The 13,727-nt window shown below is 67.5% G+C and carries 13 protein-coding genes; 12 read left to right on the forward strand and 1 reads right to left on the reverse strand.

The window, feature by feature from the left end; all coding sequences use genetic code 11:
* Positions 1-97 precede the first annotated feature (97 nt).
* Positions 98-1,108 (reverse strand): GntR family transcriptional regulator, encoded by a 1,011-nt coding sequence (locus AABQ55_RS31755; RefSeq protein ID WP_272808873.1) that lies wholly within the window; start codon positions 1,106-1,108, stop codon positions 98-100.
* A gap of 550 nt (positions 1,109-1,658) precedes the next feature.
* Between AABQ55_RS31755 and AABQ55_RS31760 the strand changes: the two genes are divergently transcribed.
* From AABQ55_RS31760 to AABQ55_RS31815, 12 genes are all read left to right on the forward strand, one after another.
* A complete protein-coding gene (locus AABQ55_RS31760; RefSeq protein WP_272808874.1) occupies positions 1,659-2,732 on the forward strand; it encodes an ABC transporter ATP-binding protein in 1,074 nt (357 codons plus the stop codon).
* A gap of 45 nt (positions 2,733-2,777) precedes the next feature.
* Entirely contained in the window at positions 2,778-3,683 is a 906-nt protein-coding gene (locus AABQ55_RS31765) for an ABC transporter permease (RefSeq protein WP_064333784.1), read from the forward strand.
* A gap of 3 nt (positions 3,684-3,686) precedes the next feature.
* Entirely contained in the window at positions 3,687-4,532 is an 846-nt protein-coding gene (locus tag AABQ55_RS31770) for an ABC transporter permease (protein WP_244769119.1), read from the forward strand.
* Positions 4,532-5,266, forward strand: a complete 735-nt coding sequence (locus AABQ55_RS31775) for an SDR family NAD(P)-dependent oxidoreductase (RefSeq protein WP_272808875.1) — start codon at positions 4,532-4,534, stop codon at positions 5,264-5,266. The genes AABQ55_RS31770 and AABQ55_RS31775 overlap by 1 nt, the downstream gene beginning before the upstream one ends.
* 73 nt (positions 5,267-5,339) lie before the next feature.
* Positions 5,340-6,107 carry an SDR family NAD(P)-dependent oxidoreductase gene (locus AABQ55_RS31780; protein ID WP_272808876.1) on the forward strand — a complete coding sequence of 256 codons (768 nt, stop codon included), beginning with the start codon at positions 5,340-5,342 and terminating at the stop codon, positions 6,105-6,107.
* A gap of 99 nt (positions 6,108-6,206) precedes the next feature.
* Positions 6,207-7,439 (forward strand): ABC transporter substrate-binding protein, encoded by a 1,233-nt coding sequence (locus AABQ55_RS31785; RefSeq protein WP_064333788.1) that lies wholly within the window; start codon positions 6,207-6,209, stop codon positions 7,437-7,439.
* A 57-nt stretch (positions 7,440-7,496) separates the two neighbouring features.
* Positions 7,497-8,591 (forward strand): ABC transporter ATP-binding protein, encoded by a 1,095-nt coding sequence (locus AABQ55_RS31790; RefSeq protein ID WP_272808877.1) that lies wholly within the window; start codon positions 7,497-7,499, stop codon positions 8,589-8,591.
* Positions 8,592-8,622: 31 nt separating this feature from the next.
* On the forward strand, positions 8,623-9,504 hold the full coding sequence (locus AABQ55_RS31795; RefSeq protein WP_272808878.1) for a polysaccharide deacetylase family protein: 882 nt from the start codon (positions 8,623-8,625) through the stop codon (positions 9,502-9,504).
* Positions 9,505-9,694: 190 nt separating this feature from the next.
* Positions 9,695-10,027, forward strand: coding sequence for a hypothetical protein (locus AABQ55_RS31800; protein ID WP_244769124.1), 333 nt, complete (start codon positions 9,695-9,697; stop codon positions 10,025-10,027).
* Positions 10,020-11,096: a CobW family GTP-binding protein gene (locus tag AABQ55_RS31805; RefSeq protein ID WP_272808879.1), complete on the forward strand. Its 1,077-nt coding sequence runs from the start codon at positions 10,020-10,022 to the stop codon at positions 11,094-11,096. Before AABQ55_RS31800 ends, AABQ55_RS31805 begins: the two co-directional genes overlap by 8 nt.
* Positions 11,096-12,328, forward strand: a complete 1,233-nt coding sequence (locus tag AABQ55_RS31810; protein WP_244769126.1) for an ABC transporter substrate-binding protein — start codon at positions 11,096-11,098, stop codon at positions 12,326-12,328. The genes AABQ55_RS31805 and AABQ55_RS31810 overlap by 1 nt, the downstream gene beginning before the upstream one ends.
* A 2-nt stretch (positions 12,329-12,330) precedes the next feature.
* On the forward strand, positions 12,331-13,692 hold the full coding sequence (locus tag AABQ55_RS31815; protein WP_338341944.1) for an amidase: 1,362 nt from the start codon (positions 12,331-12,333) through the stop codon (positions 13,690-13,692).
* Positions 13,693-13,727: the final 35 nt, after the last annotated feature.

Genomic DNA, 13,727 nt, shown 5'->3' on the forward strand with positions numbered 1-13,727 from the left:
CTCCCCCCTTGTGGGGGAGATGGCCGGCAGGCCAGAGGGGGGTATGCACTACGGCCCGGCCTGCCCGAAGTCGGGCGATGCGCGGCACTCTTCCCGCTCAATCCAGCACGGGCGTCAGATACGCTGCCGTGACGCCCGGCCCGGGGATGATCGCGACGATCTTCATCTGGGCGATGGTGCGGTTCAGCGAGGCCTCCAGATGGGTCTCCATCATCGAGACGGCCGCCTCCGTCGCCCCGCGCAGCAGAAGCTCGCCGACCAGCCGCAGCTCCGTGATAATCGCGGGATCGCCCGGCAGGCCGAGGCGGCGCAGCAGCCGGTCGGTGGCCGTGACGGGCAGGAGGTTGTTGCGCACGAGATCCTTCAGCCGCTCGTTCGGCGCGGCGAGCACGCAGCATTCGATGAATTCGGTCTGGATCGCCTCGCTTTCGCGCAGGGAGCCGGCGGCGCTCGCCTCCTCGGCGGCGCGCAGGCGCTTCAGCAGCGTCTCCAGCCGCGCCTGGTTGACGGCCCGCGCGCCAAGGCGGATCGCCGGCGGCTCCAGCATGGTGCGCAGCACGAAATGGTCTTTCACCGTCTGGGCGGTCAGCGGCCCGGCGATCCAGTGCGAGCTCTGGTTCTTGCGCACGAGCCCCCGCTCGCGCAGGCGCGTCAGCACGTCGCGCACCACGGTGCGGCTGACGTTGAAATGGGTGGCGAGCTCCATCTCGATGATGCGGTAGCGGCCGAACACCACGCAGCCGGCGACGTCCGCCTCGACCTGGTTGTAGATGCGCTCCCAGGAGGAGCGGCTTTGCAGCGCCTCGTCCGCATGGCGCGGCACGATCAGCCCGAGCGCCTTGATGTCCGTGCGGTTCGGCTCGATGCCGGCGCCCGGCGGGCCGACCAAGAAGCCGCGACCGGAAAAGCGGTGCACCAGCCCCTCCGCCTCCAGCGCCTGCAGCGCCCTTTGCACCGGCGCGCGCGAGGTCTGCAGGATGTCGGCGATCGGGCCTTCCAGGAGCACCAGGCCGGGCGGCAGCGTGCCCGCCTCGATATTGCTGCGCAGCACGTCCTCGGCGATCGCGTAGCGCCGCTGGGTGCCGGTGGCTGCCTGCTCGTCCTTCATGGGTCCCTGATCCGTCGGCCTCGTGGAGGGCAGCACTCTGCCGCATTCTCCGCCGCAAGGAAAGGATAGCATAAATGATTATTGAATACAAAATTTGAAGATAGCTTCGACGATTCTTCGAGCGTGAAAGAGGAAGGCGCGCTATCGCTGGTCGCGCCGCCATGGCGGTCCGGCCGCCGAATTTATTGGCGAAAGCGGTGAATTTTGCGCATAATGCGCGGAAATTCGCCAGAAGACGTGGGAAGTCCTGGTGCGAAGACGACGTCTCCGCGGCCGGAAATTCATGAGCAAAAGGCCGGGCCGGCCCCGCGATAGAAATTTCTAAAAAGTCTATTGAATACAAAAATCATTTATGCCATGGTTTTGACAACAAGACGCCCGGAAGAGGCGTCGGCAGTGGAACAAAACGAAATGCTCAGGATCGACGCTGCGCCGCGCATCTGACCGATGCGCGAACGGGAGCCTCTTGCCCTCTCCGAAGGCCTCTTCGCGCCCGGGGATGCGGAGCCCCGTGCGCCGAGGGTCCTGGCCGGAACTGGTGGGAACAGAGGTGTCAGCCGTCCTCCAATTGAAGAATGTGCACAAGGCCTTTGCCGGCGTGCCGGCGCTTGCGGGCGTCGATGCGGCGCTCATGGACAATTCCTATGTCTCGCTGCTCGGGCCGTCGGGCTCGGGCAAGACGACGCTGCTGCGCGTCATCGCCGGCTTCGAGCAGCCGGACGGCGGGGAGATCCTCTTTGCCGGCAGGCGCATCGACGGCGTGCCGCCGCATGAGCGCGGCATCGGCTTCGTCTTCCAGAATTTCGCGCTCTTTCCGCATCTGAGCGTCGCGCAGAACATCGCCTTCGGCCTCGAGAACCGCGCCGTCGCCCCGGTGACGGACACGAAGGCCGTCGCCGCCCGGGTGCGCGACATGATCGGCCTCGTCGGGCTCACGGGCCTCGAAGACCGCGCGGTCACGCAGATCTCCGGCGGCCAGAAGCAGCGCGTGGCGCTCGCCCGCACGCTGGTGACGGAGCCGAGCATGGTGCTGCTCGACGAGCCGCTCGGCGCGCTCGACGCCAACCTGCGCACGCGCATGCGCGGGGAGCTCCGCACCATCCGCGAGCGCTGCGGCGTCACCTTCCTCCACGTCACCGGCTCGGAGAGCGAGGCGCTCGCCATGGGCGACACCGTGCTGGTGCTCGATCACGGCCGCATCGCGCAAGCGACGGATGCCGGCACGCTCTACAGCCGCCCGGCCTCCGCCGACGTCGCGCGTTTCCTCAATTGCTACAACATCTTTTCCGGCGCGGTCTCGGGCGATGTCTTCGAGAGCCCCGTCGGCCGCCTGGCGCTCGGCGGGGTGCGCCAGGCATCCGGCAGGCCGGCCTACGCCATCCGCTACGACCGTGTTGCGATCCGCCCGAGGGATGCGGCGGCCGCTGGCGACGAGGTGCGCATCGAGGCGAGCTTCGTCGCCAGCGAGTATTCCGGCGCGGCGATCAACTCCTTCTTCACGCTCGACGACGGCCGCGTCTTCGAGGTGGAGACGCATCTCAGCCATGCCGCGCCCGAGGCCTTCGAGGAGAAGGCCCGCTACGCCCTCGTCTGGAAACGGGAGGACGCCCTTGTCTTCGTTTGAGAACCCCGTCGCCGGTCCCGCCCCTGTCCACCCGGAGAATGAGAGATGACGATGGCCGCCACCAGCCATGACACGCCCGTCGAAACGGCGGCGCCTTCCACCCGCAGGCAGCCGGACCGCACCTATTGGCTGCTCGCCCCCGGCGTCCTGTGGATGCTGCTCTTCCTCGTCGCGCCCATCCTGATGATGGTCTACGTCTCCTTCTGGACGCAGACCACCTTCAAGATCGAGCCGACGCTGACGCTGAAGAGCTGGATCACCTTCTTCTCCTCCGACACCTATCTCGGCGCGCTCTGGACGACGGTCCGCATCTGGCTGATCGTGCTCGTCTCCACCCTCCTCGTCGGTTATCCGGCGGCGCTCTTCGTCGGGCTCTTCGTCAAGAACAAGACGCTTTCGACGGCACTCCTGGTGCTCTGCGTCATCCCGTTCTGGACCTCCTTCCTCATCCGCGTGCTCGCCTGGCGGCCGATGCTCGGCAAGGAGGGCGCGATCAACATGATCCTGATGAAGCTCGGCATCGTCACCCAGCCGATCGAGGTGCTGCTGTTCTCCGAGCTCTCCGTCATCATCGGCATGACGCAGATCTACTGCGTCTTCATGGTCGGGCCGATCGCCTTCATGCTCGGCCGCATCGACCCTTCCGTCATCGAGGCGGCGCAGGATCTCGGGGCGAGCTTCTGGCGGATTTTCAGAACCATCATCCTGCCGCTCTCCATGCCGGGCGTGGTGGTGGGCGCGATCTTCGTCTCCGTGATGGTGCTCGGCGAGTTCGCCACCTCGGCCGCGCTTTCCGGCCGCAAGGTCAACCTTCTCGGCAACATCATCGTCACCCAGGTGGGGTCGCTGAAATGGGCCTTCGCCGCGGTTGCCGGCGTGGTGCTGACCATCCTGATGGGCGCGGTCGTCGCCGCGCTGCTCCGGGTCGTCGATCTCAGGAAGGAGCTCTGAGCCATGAACGCTTCCGGCATCAAGCTCGGCCTCGGCCTCTATACGACGCTGTTCATCGTCTTCCTCTACGGCCCGCTCGCCGTGCTCGCCATCCTCTCCTTCCAGACAGGGCCGGAAGGCGGGCCGCAGTTCCCGATCATCGAATGGTCGACCTACTGGTACAAGCACCTCTTCGGCCTCACCCCGCCCTCGCGCATCGCGCCGCTGCCGATCGAACAGGCGCTGGTGCGCTCGCTGGCGCTCGCCGTCATGACGATGATCGTCTCGACCGTGCTCGGCGTCACCGCCGCCCAGGCGTTCCGCAAGAGGTTCCGCGGCTCGGGCGTCGTCTTCTATCTCATCGTGCTCGGCATGATGGTGCCCGGCGTGCTCGTCGGCCTCGGCATGGCGCTGGTCGCCAACACGCTCGGCGTCGACCGCCACTGGTGGGGCACGGCCTTCGTGCTGCATGTCGTCTACACCTTCCCCTTCGCCTTCCTCGTCATGCTGGCGATCTTCAACCGCTTCGATCCGAGCGTGGAGGAGGCCGCCTGGTCGCTCGGCGTCACCCCGGCGCGCACCTTCCGCAAGATCACCTTCCCGCTGATCTTCCCCGGCGTTCTCTCGGCCATGCTCTTCGCCTTCACGCTCTCCTACGACGAGTTCTCGCGCACGCTCTTCGCCTCGGGCCGGGACCTGACGCTGCCGCTCGCCATCTACGGCACCTTCTCGGTGGAAGTGCATCCGAACGTCTTCGCCTTCGGCGTGCTGACCACGCTGTTCTCCTTCGCGCTGCTCGGCACCTATGCCGTGCTGATGGGTCTGTCGGTGCGCCGTGCCAAGCGCATGGCGATCCAGGAGGAGGCGTGATGGCGGGCGCTGCTCTTATCACCGGCGCAGGCTCCGGCATCGGCCGCGCCATCGCGCAAAAGCTCGCGGCGGACGGTTACGCCGTGACGGTCAACGACCTCTCGCCCGAGCGCGCCGAGGCGGTGGCGGACGAGATCCGCGCGGCGGGCGGCAAGGCCGTCGCCGTGGCGGGCGATGTCTCCGGCGAGGCGGATGTCGCGGCCATCCATCTTGCCGCCGTCGCGGCGCATGGCGATGTCACGCTGCTCGTCAACAATGCCGGCATCGCCCATCAGGCGCTGTTCGAGAACCTCGACGTCCGCGATTTCGACCGCATGTTCGCCGTGCATGTGCGCGGCACGTTCCTGATGACCAGGGCCGTGCTGCCGGCGATGCTCTCCGCCGGGGCGGGCGTCATCGTCAACGTCGCCTCGCAGCTCGGCCAGATCGGCGGCGTCGAGCTCGTGCACTATTCCGGCGCCAAGGCCGCGATCATCGGCATGACCAAGGCGCTTGCCCGCGAGGTTTCCGCCCGCGGGGTGCGGGTCAACGCCGTCGCGCCCGGCCCGATCAACACGCCGCTCGTCATGCAGCTTTCGGAGGACTGGCGGGCCGCCAAGCGGGCGGGTCTGCCGCTCGGCCGCTTCGGCGAGCCGGAGGAGGTGGCCGAGACCGTCGCCTTCCTCGCATCCCCCGCCGCCAGCCTCTTCGTCGGGCAGACGCTCGGGCCGAACAGCGGGGACGTGATGCTGTGACCCCGACGACGCTTGCCCATCGGATGGACCGGTCGCCCCATGCGATCGCCCCCTTTTGACTTCGGAGACAGCCATGAGCGCAGACAAGAAACGCATCGTCATCGTCACAGGGGCCGGCATCGGCATCGGCGCGGCCACCGCGAAGGCGTTTGCGGCCCTGGGCGACCATGTGGTCGTCACCGACATTCTTGAAAGGGAAGGCCGGGAGACGGCGGCGGCGATCTCGGCCGCGGGCGGCGCGGCGGAGTTCCACCTCTATGACGTGCGCTCGACGAAGGCGACCGACGCGCTGGTCGCCGATGTCGAGGCGCGGCACGGCCGCATCGACGTCGTCGTCGCCAATGCCGGCATCGCGCACCGCACGAAGCTGGCCGACCTCACCGACGAGAAGTGGGACCTCACCTTCGACATCGACCTCAAGGGCATCTTCCGCCTCGTGCGGGCCGCCGCGCCCGGCATGCGCGCCCGCCGGTCGGGATCGGTCGTCGCGCTCTCCTCCATCATGGGCGTCGCCTATGGCTGGGACGAGCACGTGCACTATTCGGCGGCCAAATCCGGCGTCGTCGGCCTGGTGCGGGGCCTTGCCGTCGAGATGGCGCGCGACGGCGTGCGGGTGAACGGCATCGCGCCCGGCTACATCCGCACCGCGCAGCTTCTCTCGGAGGAGAACTCGCTCGGCCCCGCGGGGGCGGAGAAGGCGGCGGAGTTCATTCCGATGGGGCGGCTCGGGACCGGGGAGGACATCGCCGATGTCGCCGTGTTCCTCGCCTCCGACAGCGCGAGATACATGACCGGCCAGGTGCTGGTCGTGGATGGCGGCCTCCTGGTGGGCCGGTACTGAGCAATCCCGGCAAGCATGTGCAGCGGTTTGCGCCCGGAATTGCAGACAAAAAGGAGCCGCGGGGCGGCTCCGGGGAACGATAACAACTGGAGAAGAGACATGTTCAAGTCGGAAATCAATCGCCGCTCGCTCCTCAAGCGCTCGGCCGGGGTGATGGCGCTGGCGATGGGCGGCGGCACGCCGTTCCTCTCCTCGCGCATGGCCTTCGCGCAGGCCGCTGACCTCGCCGGCCAGCAGCTGCGCACCATCGGCCTTTCCGTGACGGTGCAGGAGCGCATCCTTGAGGAGTTCAAGAAGGCCTCCGGCGTCGGCGGCACCTCGGGCACCGCCGCCACCTTCCCGGACGCGCAGACGAAGATCCTCTCGGGCTCGAAGGACTACGACTGCTGGGAGATCATCGCCGAGCGCCTGCCCTCCATCGTCATGACCGACAATGTCGAGACGATCCCGGCCGCCTCGCTGAAGAACTGGGCCAATATCCGTGACACCTTCACCACGGCGAGCGACAAGTGGGACCGCGCCGCGCAGATTGTCGGCCAGATCTGGGCGGACGAGGGCCAGACCGTGCTCAACATGGTGCCCGCCGTCTACAACTACGATTCCATCGGCTACAATCCGGATGTGCTCTCCGACGAGGAGGCCAACACCTGGACGGCGATCTTCGATGCGAAGTGGAAGGGCAAGTCGGGCCTCAACACCGACCCGCTCATCGCCTTCGGCCAAGCCATCATGGCGATGAACACGCTCGGCCTGTCGGATGTGAAGAACCCCGGCAACCCGACCGCCGCCGAGATCGACGAGGCTGCCGCCTTCCTCGTCTCCAAAAAGAAGGAAGGCCAGTTCCGCGCGCTCTGGGGCGATTTCGGCGAGCTGGTCAACCTGATGGCCTCGGGCGAGATGGTCGTCTGCGACGCCTGGCAGCCGGCCGTCATGGCCGTCAAGGCGCAGGGCAAGGCCTGCAAATACGCCGTGCCGAAGGAAGGCTATCGCGGCTGGGCGATCGGCCCCTCGATGATCGCCGGCACGGCCAACCGCGACGCCGTCATCGCCTATGCCGACTACTGGCTCTCGGGCGAGCCCGGCATCACGGTCTCCGAACAGGGCTATTATTCGCCCTCCACCAACATCAAGGACGTCATGTCCCCGGAGAAATACGCCTTCTGGTACGAGGGCAAGCCCTGGGTCGGCGCGGAGGAGCGCGGCATCAAGGAGGGGGACCTGCGCGACGGCGGCTCGCTGGAGGAGCGCGCGAAGAACGTCGCCTACTGGCACCAGTGGCCGGACGAATACGACCACCTCATCCAGAAGTGGGACGAGTTCCTCAACGCCTGATCCCAAGACGAAGGACCGGGGCGCGCGTGGCCCCGGTCCGCGACCGGAGATTTCCTGATGCTGTTCGACCTCGAACTCAACAATGTCGGCAAGGTCTATGACAATGGCACGCCCGCCGTCATCGACTTCAACCTGTCCGTCCGCAAGGGCGAGTTCATCGCCTTCCTCGGCCCGTCCGGCTGCGGCAAGACGACGACGCTGCGCATGATCGCCGGCTTCGAGGGCATTTCCTCCGGCGACATGCTGATCCGCGGCGAGCGGATGAACGACGTGCCGCCGCAGCGCCGCCCGACCTCGATGATCTTCCAGAACTACGCGCTCTTCCCGCATATGAGCGTGCGCCGCAATGTCGGCTACGGGCTGGAGGTCAAGGGTGTTCCCAAAGGCGAGCGCGAGGCGAAGGTCGACCGCATCCTTGCGACGCTCGGCCTTGAGGACATCGCCGAGCGCAAGCCGGAGAAACTCTCCGGCGGCCAGCGCCAGCGCATCGCGCTCGCCCGCGGCCTCGTCGTCGAGCCGGATATCCTGCTGCTCGACGAGCCGCTCGGCGCGCTCGACGCCAATCTGCGCAAGGCCATCCAGAACGAGCTGAAGCTCCTGCAGAAGAGCCTCGGCGTCACCTTCATCTTCGTCACGCACGCCCAGTCGGAGGCGCTGGCGCTCTCCGACCGCATCGTAGTGATGAACCAGGGCCGCATCGAGCAGGTGAGCCCGCCGCACCAGCTCTACACCCGCCCGAACACGCCCTTCGTCGCGCAGTTCATCGGCCGCAACACCGTGCTTGCGGGCGAGGTCGCCGGCAGCGAGGGCGAGGACGTGGTGGTGACGACAGGCATCGGCACGCTTTGCGGCCGCGCCAACGGCGCGCTCGCCGAGAAGGGCCGCGTCAATCTCGTCGTGCCGGCCGAGGCGATCGAGGTGCATGCGGCGGGCGAGGCGGCGCTGTCCGGCGCGAAGAACCGGGTGGACGCCCGCATCGAGCGCTCGGAGGTCGTCGGCCATATCGCGCATCTGACGGCGCGGCTTCAGGACGGGCGGGCCGTCGCGCTCGAAGCCCATGTCGACAAGTACCGCCCGGGCGCGTTCCCGGCCGGAACCCCCGTTCTTTTGAGCTGGAACCCCGCCGAGGCGACGGTCATCCCGGCCCATTGATCCTTTTTTGAGGGAACCAAGGAGATACAAAATGGCAAAAGAGATTTTGTGCAGTTTCGGCGTCGACGTCGACGCGGTGGCCGGATGGATCGGCTCCTATGGCGGCGAGGATTCGCCGGATGACATCTCGCGCGGCATCTTCGCCGGCGAGGTCGGCAGCCTGCGCCTCCTCAAGCTCTTCGAGCGGTTCGGCGTCAAGACGACCTGGTTCATCCCCGGCCACTCGATCGAGACCTTTCCCGAGCAGATGCAGGCCGTCGCCGAGGCCGGCCACGAGATCGGCATCCACGGCTATACCCATGAGAACCCCATCGCCATGACGCGCGAGCAGGAGACGGAGGTGCTCGACAAGAGCATCGAGCTCGTCTCGAAACTCTCGGGCAAGCGCCCGACCGGCTATGTCGCGCCGTGGTGGGAGTTCTCCAACGTCACCAACGAGCTGCTTCTGGAGCGGGGTATCAAGTACGACCACTCGCTGATGCACAACGACTTCACGCCCTATTACGTGCGCGTCGGCGACAGCTGGACCAAGATCGACTATTCGAAGAAGCCGTCGGACTGGATGGTGCCGCTGAAGCGCGGGCACGAGACCGACCTCATCGAGATCCCGGCCTCCTGGTATCTCGACGACCTGCCGCCGATGATGTTCATCAAGAAATCGCCGAACAGCCACGGCTTCGTCAATCCGCGGCATCTGGAGGAGATGTGGCGTGACCAGTTCGACTGGGTCTACCGCGAGATGGACTATGCCGTCTTCCCGATCACCATCCACCCCGACGTCGCCGGCCGGCCGCAGGTGCTGATGATGCTGGAGCGGCTTTATGCGCATATGATCAGGCATCCGGGCGTGAAGTTCGTGACGATGGACGAGGTCGCGGATGATTTTGCGCGGCGGTCGCCGCGGAAGAAGTAGGGGCGAGCACCCCCCTCTGGCCTGCCGGCCATCTCCCCCTCAAGGGGGGAGATTGGCAGGGGGCGGGACTCCTGATCCAAGAGCGACGTTGGAGATGGGCGAAACGGTGCTCCATCCGATCTCCCCCCTTGAGGGGGAGATGGCCGGCAGGCCAGAGGGGGGTGCACCAAGGAAGAAAGGACGAAACCCCATGTGCTCCCTATGCGGTGTCATCGGCGGAGACCAGCACTGGACGGACGCGGCCGCGCGGCCCGGCGTCTACACGCGCAATGTCGAGCGGCTCGACCGGCGACGCGAGCGCGCCCGGCGGGTGACAGCTGTCAACCGCGTGCTCGCCGCCTTCGGCATGGGCCTTTCCGACTGGCAGGGCTCATCCTTCGTGCTGGCGACGCGCACCGGCAAGAGCGAGATGATCGAGGACCTCGGCCACCTCTGGCCGGCCGCCGAGCGCCTTGCCGGCCGTCCCTGCGATCCGCTCGATCCCGTGCTGATCGCGCGCATGGAGAGCGTAAGCGATGGCTGACATTCCCGCCTTCACGCCCGTCCATCTGCTGACCGGCTTCCTCGGCTCGGGCAAGACCACGCTGCTGAAGCGCCTGCTTGCCGATCCGGCGCTCGCCGATACCGCCGTCATGATCAACGAATTCGGTGCGGTCGGCCTCGACCATCATCTCGTCGAGCGCATCGACGACACGATGGTGCTGCTGCAGTCGGGCTGCGTGTGCTGCACCGTGCGCGGCGAGCTGGCCGAGGCGCTGCGCGATCTCCATTCGAAGCGCGACCGCGGCCTCGTGCCGCCCTTCACCCGCGTCGTCATCGAGAGCACGGGTCTTGCCGATCCCTTCCCGGTGCTCTCGACGCTGAAATCCGATCCCGTGCTGCGCCATCATTTTCGTGTCGGCAGCGTGGTGACGACCGTCGATGCCGTCAACGGCCTCGCCCAGCTCGACACCTATGTCGAATCGAACCGGCAGGCGGCCATCGCCGACCGCATCGTCGTCACCAAGGCGGATCTTTGCCCGGGCAATGCCGCTCTGGTGCGCCTGCTTTCGCGGCTTGCCGAGCTCAACCCGGACGCGGTAAGCCACATCGCGGCGGCCGATGGGCCGGGCGCCGATGCGCTCTTCGGCGATGACACGGCGCAGCGGGCGGCAAGACTGCAATCGGCGAGCGGCTTCTACTGCGATGCCCCCGCCGGGCTGGTGACGGCGGACGGTACGCCGCACCAGGCGGCCATCTCCTCCTTCGTGATCACCGTCGATACCCCGATCGACTGGACCGGCTTCGGCGTCTGGCTCACCATGCTGCTCAACCGCCATGGCGAGCGCGTGCTGCGGGTGAAGGGCATGCTCGACATCGCGGGCGAGGACCGGCCGGTGGCGGTGCATGGCGTGCAGCATCTCGTCCATCCGCCCGTGCATATGGACGCCTGGCCGGCGGGGGAGCGCTCCTCGCGCATCGTCTTTATTGTTGACGGTCTCGATCCGAACCTGTTGAAACGGTCCTTCAACGCCTTCGCGCTTGCCGGGAAGGCCGCAGACAGTCCGCAGCCAGAGGCAGCCGCACCGGTTCGCAACGCCCAGAGCCCTTGATGAACAAGCATTCCCCGAAACCGGAACCGGCCGCACCGGCCGTCCATACGGCGGGCAAGCCGAAGCTGCGCGTGCTCGGCACGGCCATCTCGCTTCTGGAGGAGCTGCGCGTGAAGGCCGAGGCCGATCTCGGCATCGAGGTCAGCTTCGACAACAACGATTTCATCGTCACCCAGCACAAGGCCGCGCAGGAGCCCGACCGCTACGACATCTACGACCAGTGTTTCCACAATCTCGACATCGTCTGGTACTGGCGCGCCATCCAGCCGATCGAGATTGCCCGCATTGCGCTCTGGGACGAGATCAACGACCTGACGAAGACCGGCCAGATCGGCCCGAGCGCCCGCATGGGCCAGGGCGACGTGCCGGCGCGCAAGCTCTATGTCCAGCCGAGCCTCGCGCTCGGCGACACGCCGACCGGCCGCATCTCCATGCTGCCGACGACGCACAATTTCGACAGCTTCGCCTATCGCAGCGATGCCGCCGATCCCCTTGCGCCGATGAACAGCTGGGCCGCGCTGCTCGACGAACGCTGGAGCGGCCGCGCCGCGCTCGTCGACGAGCCGGCGATCGGCATTTTCGACGCCGCGCTCGCCGCGCAGGCGGCCGGCCTGATGAGCTTCGGCAATATCGGCAACATGACGGTGGCGGAGATCGACGAGCTGATGGATATCCTGGAGGCGCGGCGCAAGGCGGGCTTCTTCCGGGGGTTCTGGCGCACGGCGGAAGAGGCCGCGGGGCTGATGGTGGCCGGCGAAACCGACATCCAGAGCATGTGGTCGACGGGCATCGGCATCCTTAACGGCCGGGGTTTCCCCGTCGAGCAGGCGACCCCGGTGGAGGGCTATCGCGCCTGGCACGGCGGCCTGTGCCTTTCCCGGCGGCTTTCCGGCCGCATGCTCGATGTCGCCTACGACTATCTCAACTGGTGGATTTCCGGCTGGCCGGGCGCGGTCGTCGCCCGGCAGGGCTACTATATCTCCACCCCGGAGCGCTCGCGCCGCTACATGAGCGCCGCCGAGTGGGACTACTGGTATGAAGGCCTCGCCGCGCGGGAGGACCTGCCGGGTCCCGACGGCGCCGTCCGCGTCAAGCGCGGTGCGGTGCGCAGCGGCGGTTCCTACTGGCAGCGCGCCAACGGCATCGCCGTCTGGAACACGACCATGGATGAACACAACTATCTCGTCCGCCGCTGGATGCAGCTCGTCGGGCGCGCAGAGAAGGACATTTGACGATGACGACAGAGCCGCGGTCGATCGCCCAGCTTTCCGTGCTCCTGCAATCGGGCGCGCTCGATCCCGTCGCGCTCGCCGAAGAGACGCTTGCCGCCATCCGGTCCCATCCGGACGCCGCGATCTTCACCGTTCTTCTGGAGAAGCGGGCGAAGGCGGAAGCGGAGGCCGCGCGGCGGCGCCTGCGCGAAGGGCGCTCGCACGGCGTGCTGGATGGCGTGCCGATCGCCTGGAAGGACCTTTTCGACATTGCGGGCCTGCCGACCACCGCCGGCTCGCGCGTGCTGAAGGATGCGGCGCCCGCAGGCCGCGACGCGGCCGTGGTGCAGGCGCTCGCCGGCGCCGGCATGGTCAGCGTCGGGCGGGTGAACATGAGCGAGTTCGCCTTTTCCGGCCTCGGCATCAATCCGCATTACGGCACGCCGCGCAACCCGGCCTCGCCGGCCGGCGAGCACCGCATTCCGGGCGGCTCCTCCTCCGGCTCGGGCGTCGCGGTCGCCGCGGGGCTCGTGCCCGTTTCCATCGGCACCGATACCGGCGGCTCGGTGCGCATCCCCGCCGCCTTCAACGGCATCGTCGGCTACAAGGCGACGCGCGGGCGCTATGCCATGGACGGCGTGTTCCCGCTGGCCAAAAGCCTCGATTCGCTCGGCCCGCTCTGCCGCACCGTGCAGGATGCGGTGTGGATCGACGCCGCCATGCGCGGGCAGGCGGCCGCCGGCCCGCTGCCGCGCCTCAGCCCCGCCGATCTCTCCTTCGTCATTCCCGAGACCGTGTTCTTCGACGGGGCCGAGCGGGAGGTCGTCGCCGCGTTCGAAGCGTCCGTCGAGCGCCTGGCGCGGGCGGGCGCCCGCATCCGCCGGCAGGCCTTCCCGGAATTCTCCGCGGTCTTCGACGTGATGGCGCGGCACGGCGCGCTGGTGACCGCTGAGGCCTTCGTGCTCCACCGCGCGCGCATCACCGGCCCGGCGGCGGCCGAAATGGATCCCCGCGTCGTCAAGCGCACGCTTCTCGGCGAGAAGATCGCGCTGTCCGACTATCTCGAAACGCTGGCCGCCCGCGAAAGGCTGACGGCCGCCTTCGAGGCGCGGCTCGGCACGCAGGATATCCTCATCAGCCCGACGCTTCCCCATGTCGCCCCGCCGGTCCAGCCGCTGCTCGACGACGAGGACCTGTTCTTCCAGACCAACGGCAAGACGCTGCGCAACACGCTCGTCGGCAATTTCCTCGACTGGTGCGGCGTCTCGCTGCCCTGCGGCACGGGGGCCGGCGGCATGCCCGTCGGGCTCCTTCTCTCGGGGCCGAAGGACAGCGACGAACGGGTCCTTGCCGCCGCCGCCGCGGTGGACGGCTGGCTTCGCTAGGGCGCAGCCGAAGCGGCATCGTTCCGGCGTGCCCG

The organism is Shinella sp. WSD5-1, from assembly GCF_963942435.1.
Lineage (GTDB): Bacteria > Pseudomonadota > Alphaproteobacteria > Rhizobiales > Rhizobiaceae > Shinella > Shinella yambaruensis.

Excerpts from the sequence above, each read along its gene's own strand:
- AABQ55_RS31755 (WP_272808873.1), bottom strand. The coding sequence starts at position 1,108 with ATGAAGGACGAGCAGGCAGCCACCGGCACCCAGCGGCGCTACGCGATC.
- AABQ55_RS31765 (WP_064333784.1), top strand. The coding sequence starts at position 2,778 with ATGACGATGGCCGCCACCAGCCATGACACGCCCGTCGAAACGGCGGCG.
- AABQ55_RS31770 (WP_244769119.1), top strand. The coding sequence starts at position 3,687 with ATGAACGCTTCCGGCATCAAGCTCGGCCTCGGCCTCTATACGACGCTG.
- AABQ55_RS31775 (WP_272808875.1), top strand. The coding sequence starts at position 4,532 with ATGGCGGGCGCTGCTCTTATCACCGGCGCAGGCTCCGGCATCGGCCGC.
- AABQ55_RS31780 (WP_272808876.1), top strand. The coding sequence starts at position 5,340 with ATGAGCGCAGACAAGAAACGCATCGTCATCGTCACAGGGGCCGGCATC.
- AABQ55_RS31785 (WP_064333788.1), top strand. The coding sequence starts at position 6,207 with ATGTTCAAGTCGGAAATCAATCGCCGCTCGCTCCTCAAGCGCTCGGCC.
- AABQ55_RS31790 (WP_272808877.1), top strand. The coding sequence starts at position 7,497 with ATGCTGTTCGACCTCGAACTCAACAATGTCGGCAAGGTCTATGACAAT.
- AABQ55_RS31795 (WP_272808878.1), top strand. The coding sequence starts at position 8,623 with ATGGCAAAAGAGATTTTGTGCAGTTTCGGCGTCGACGTCGACGCGGTG.
- AABQ55_RS31800 (WP_244769124.1), top strand. The coding sequence starts at position 9,695 with ATGTGCTCCCTATGCGGTGTCATCGGCGGAGACCAGCACTGGACGGAC.
- AABQ55_RS31805 (WP_272808879.1), top strand. The coding sequence starts at position 10,020 with ATGGCTGACATTCCCGCCTTCACGCCCGTCCATCTGCTGACCGGCTTC.
- AABQ55_RS31810 (WP_244769126.1), top strand. The coding sequence starts at position 11,096 with ATGAACAAGCATTCCCCGAAACCGGAACCGGCCGCACCGGCCGTCCAT.
- AABQ55_RS31815 (WP_338341944.1), top strand. The coding sequence starts at position 12,331 with ATGACGACAGAGCCGCGGTCGATCGCCCAGCTTTCCGTGCTCCTGCAA.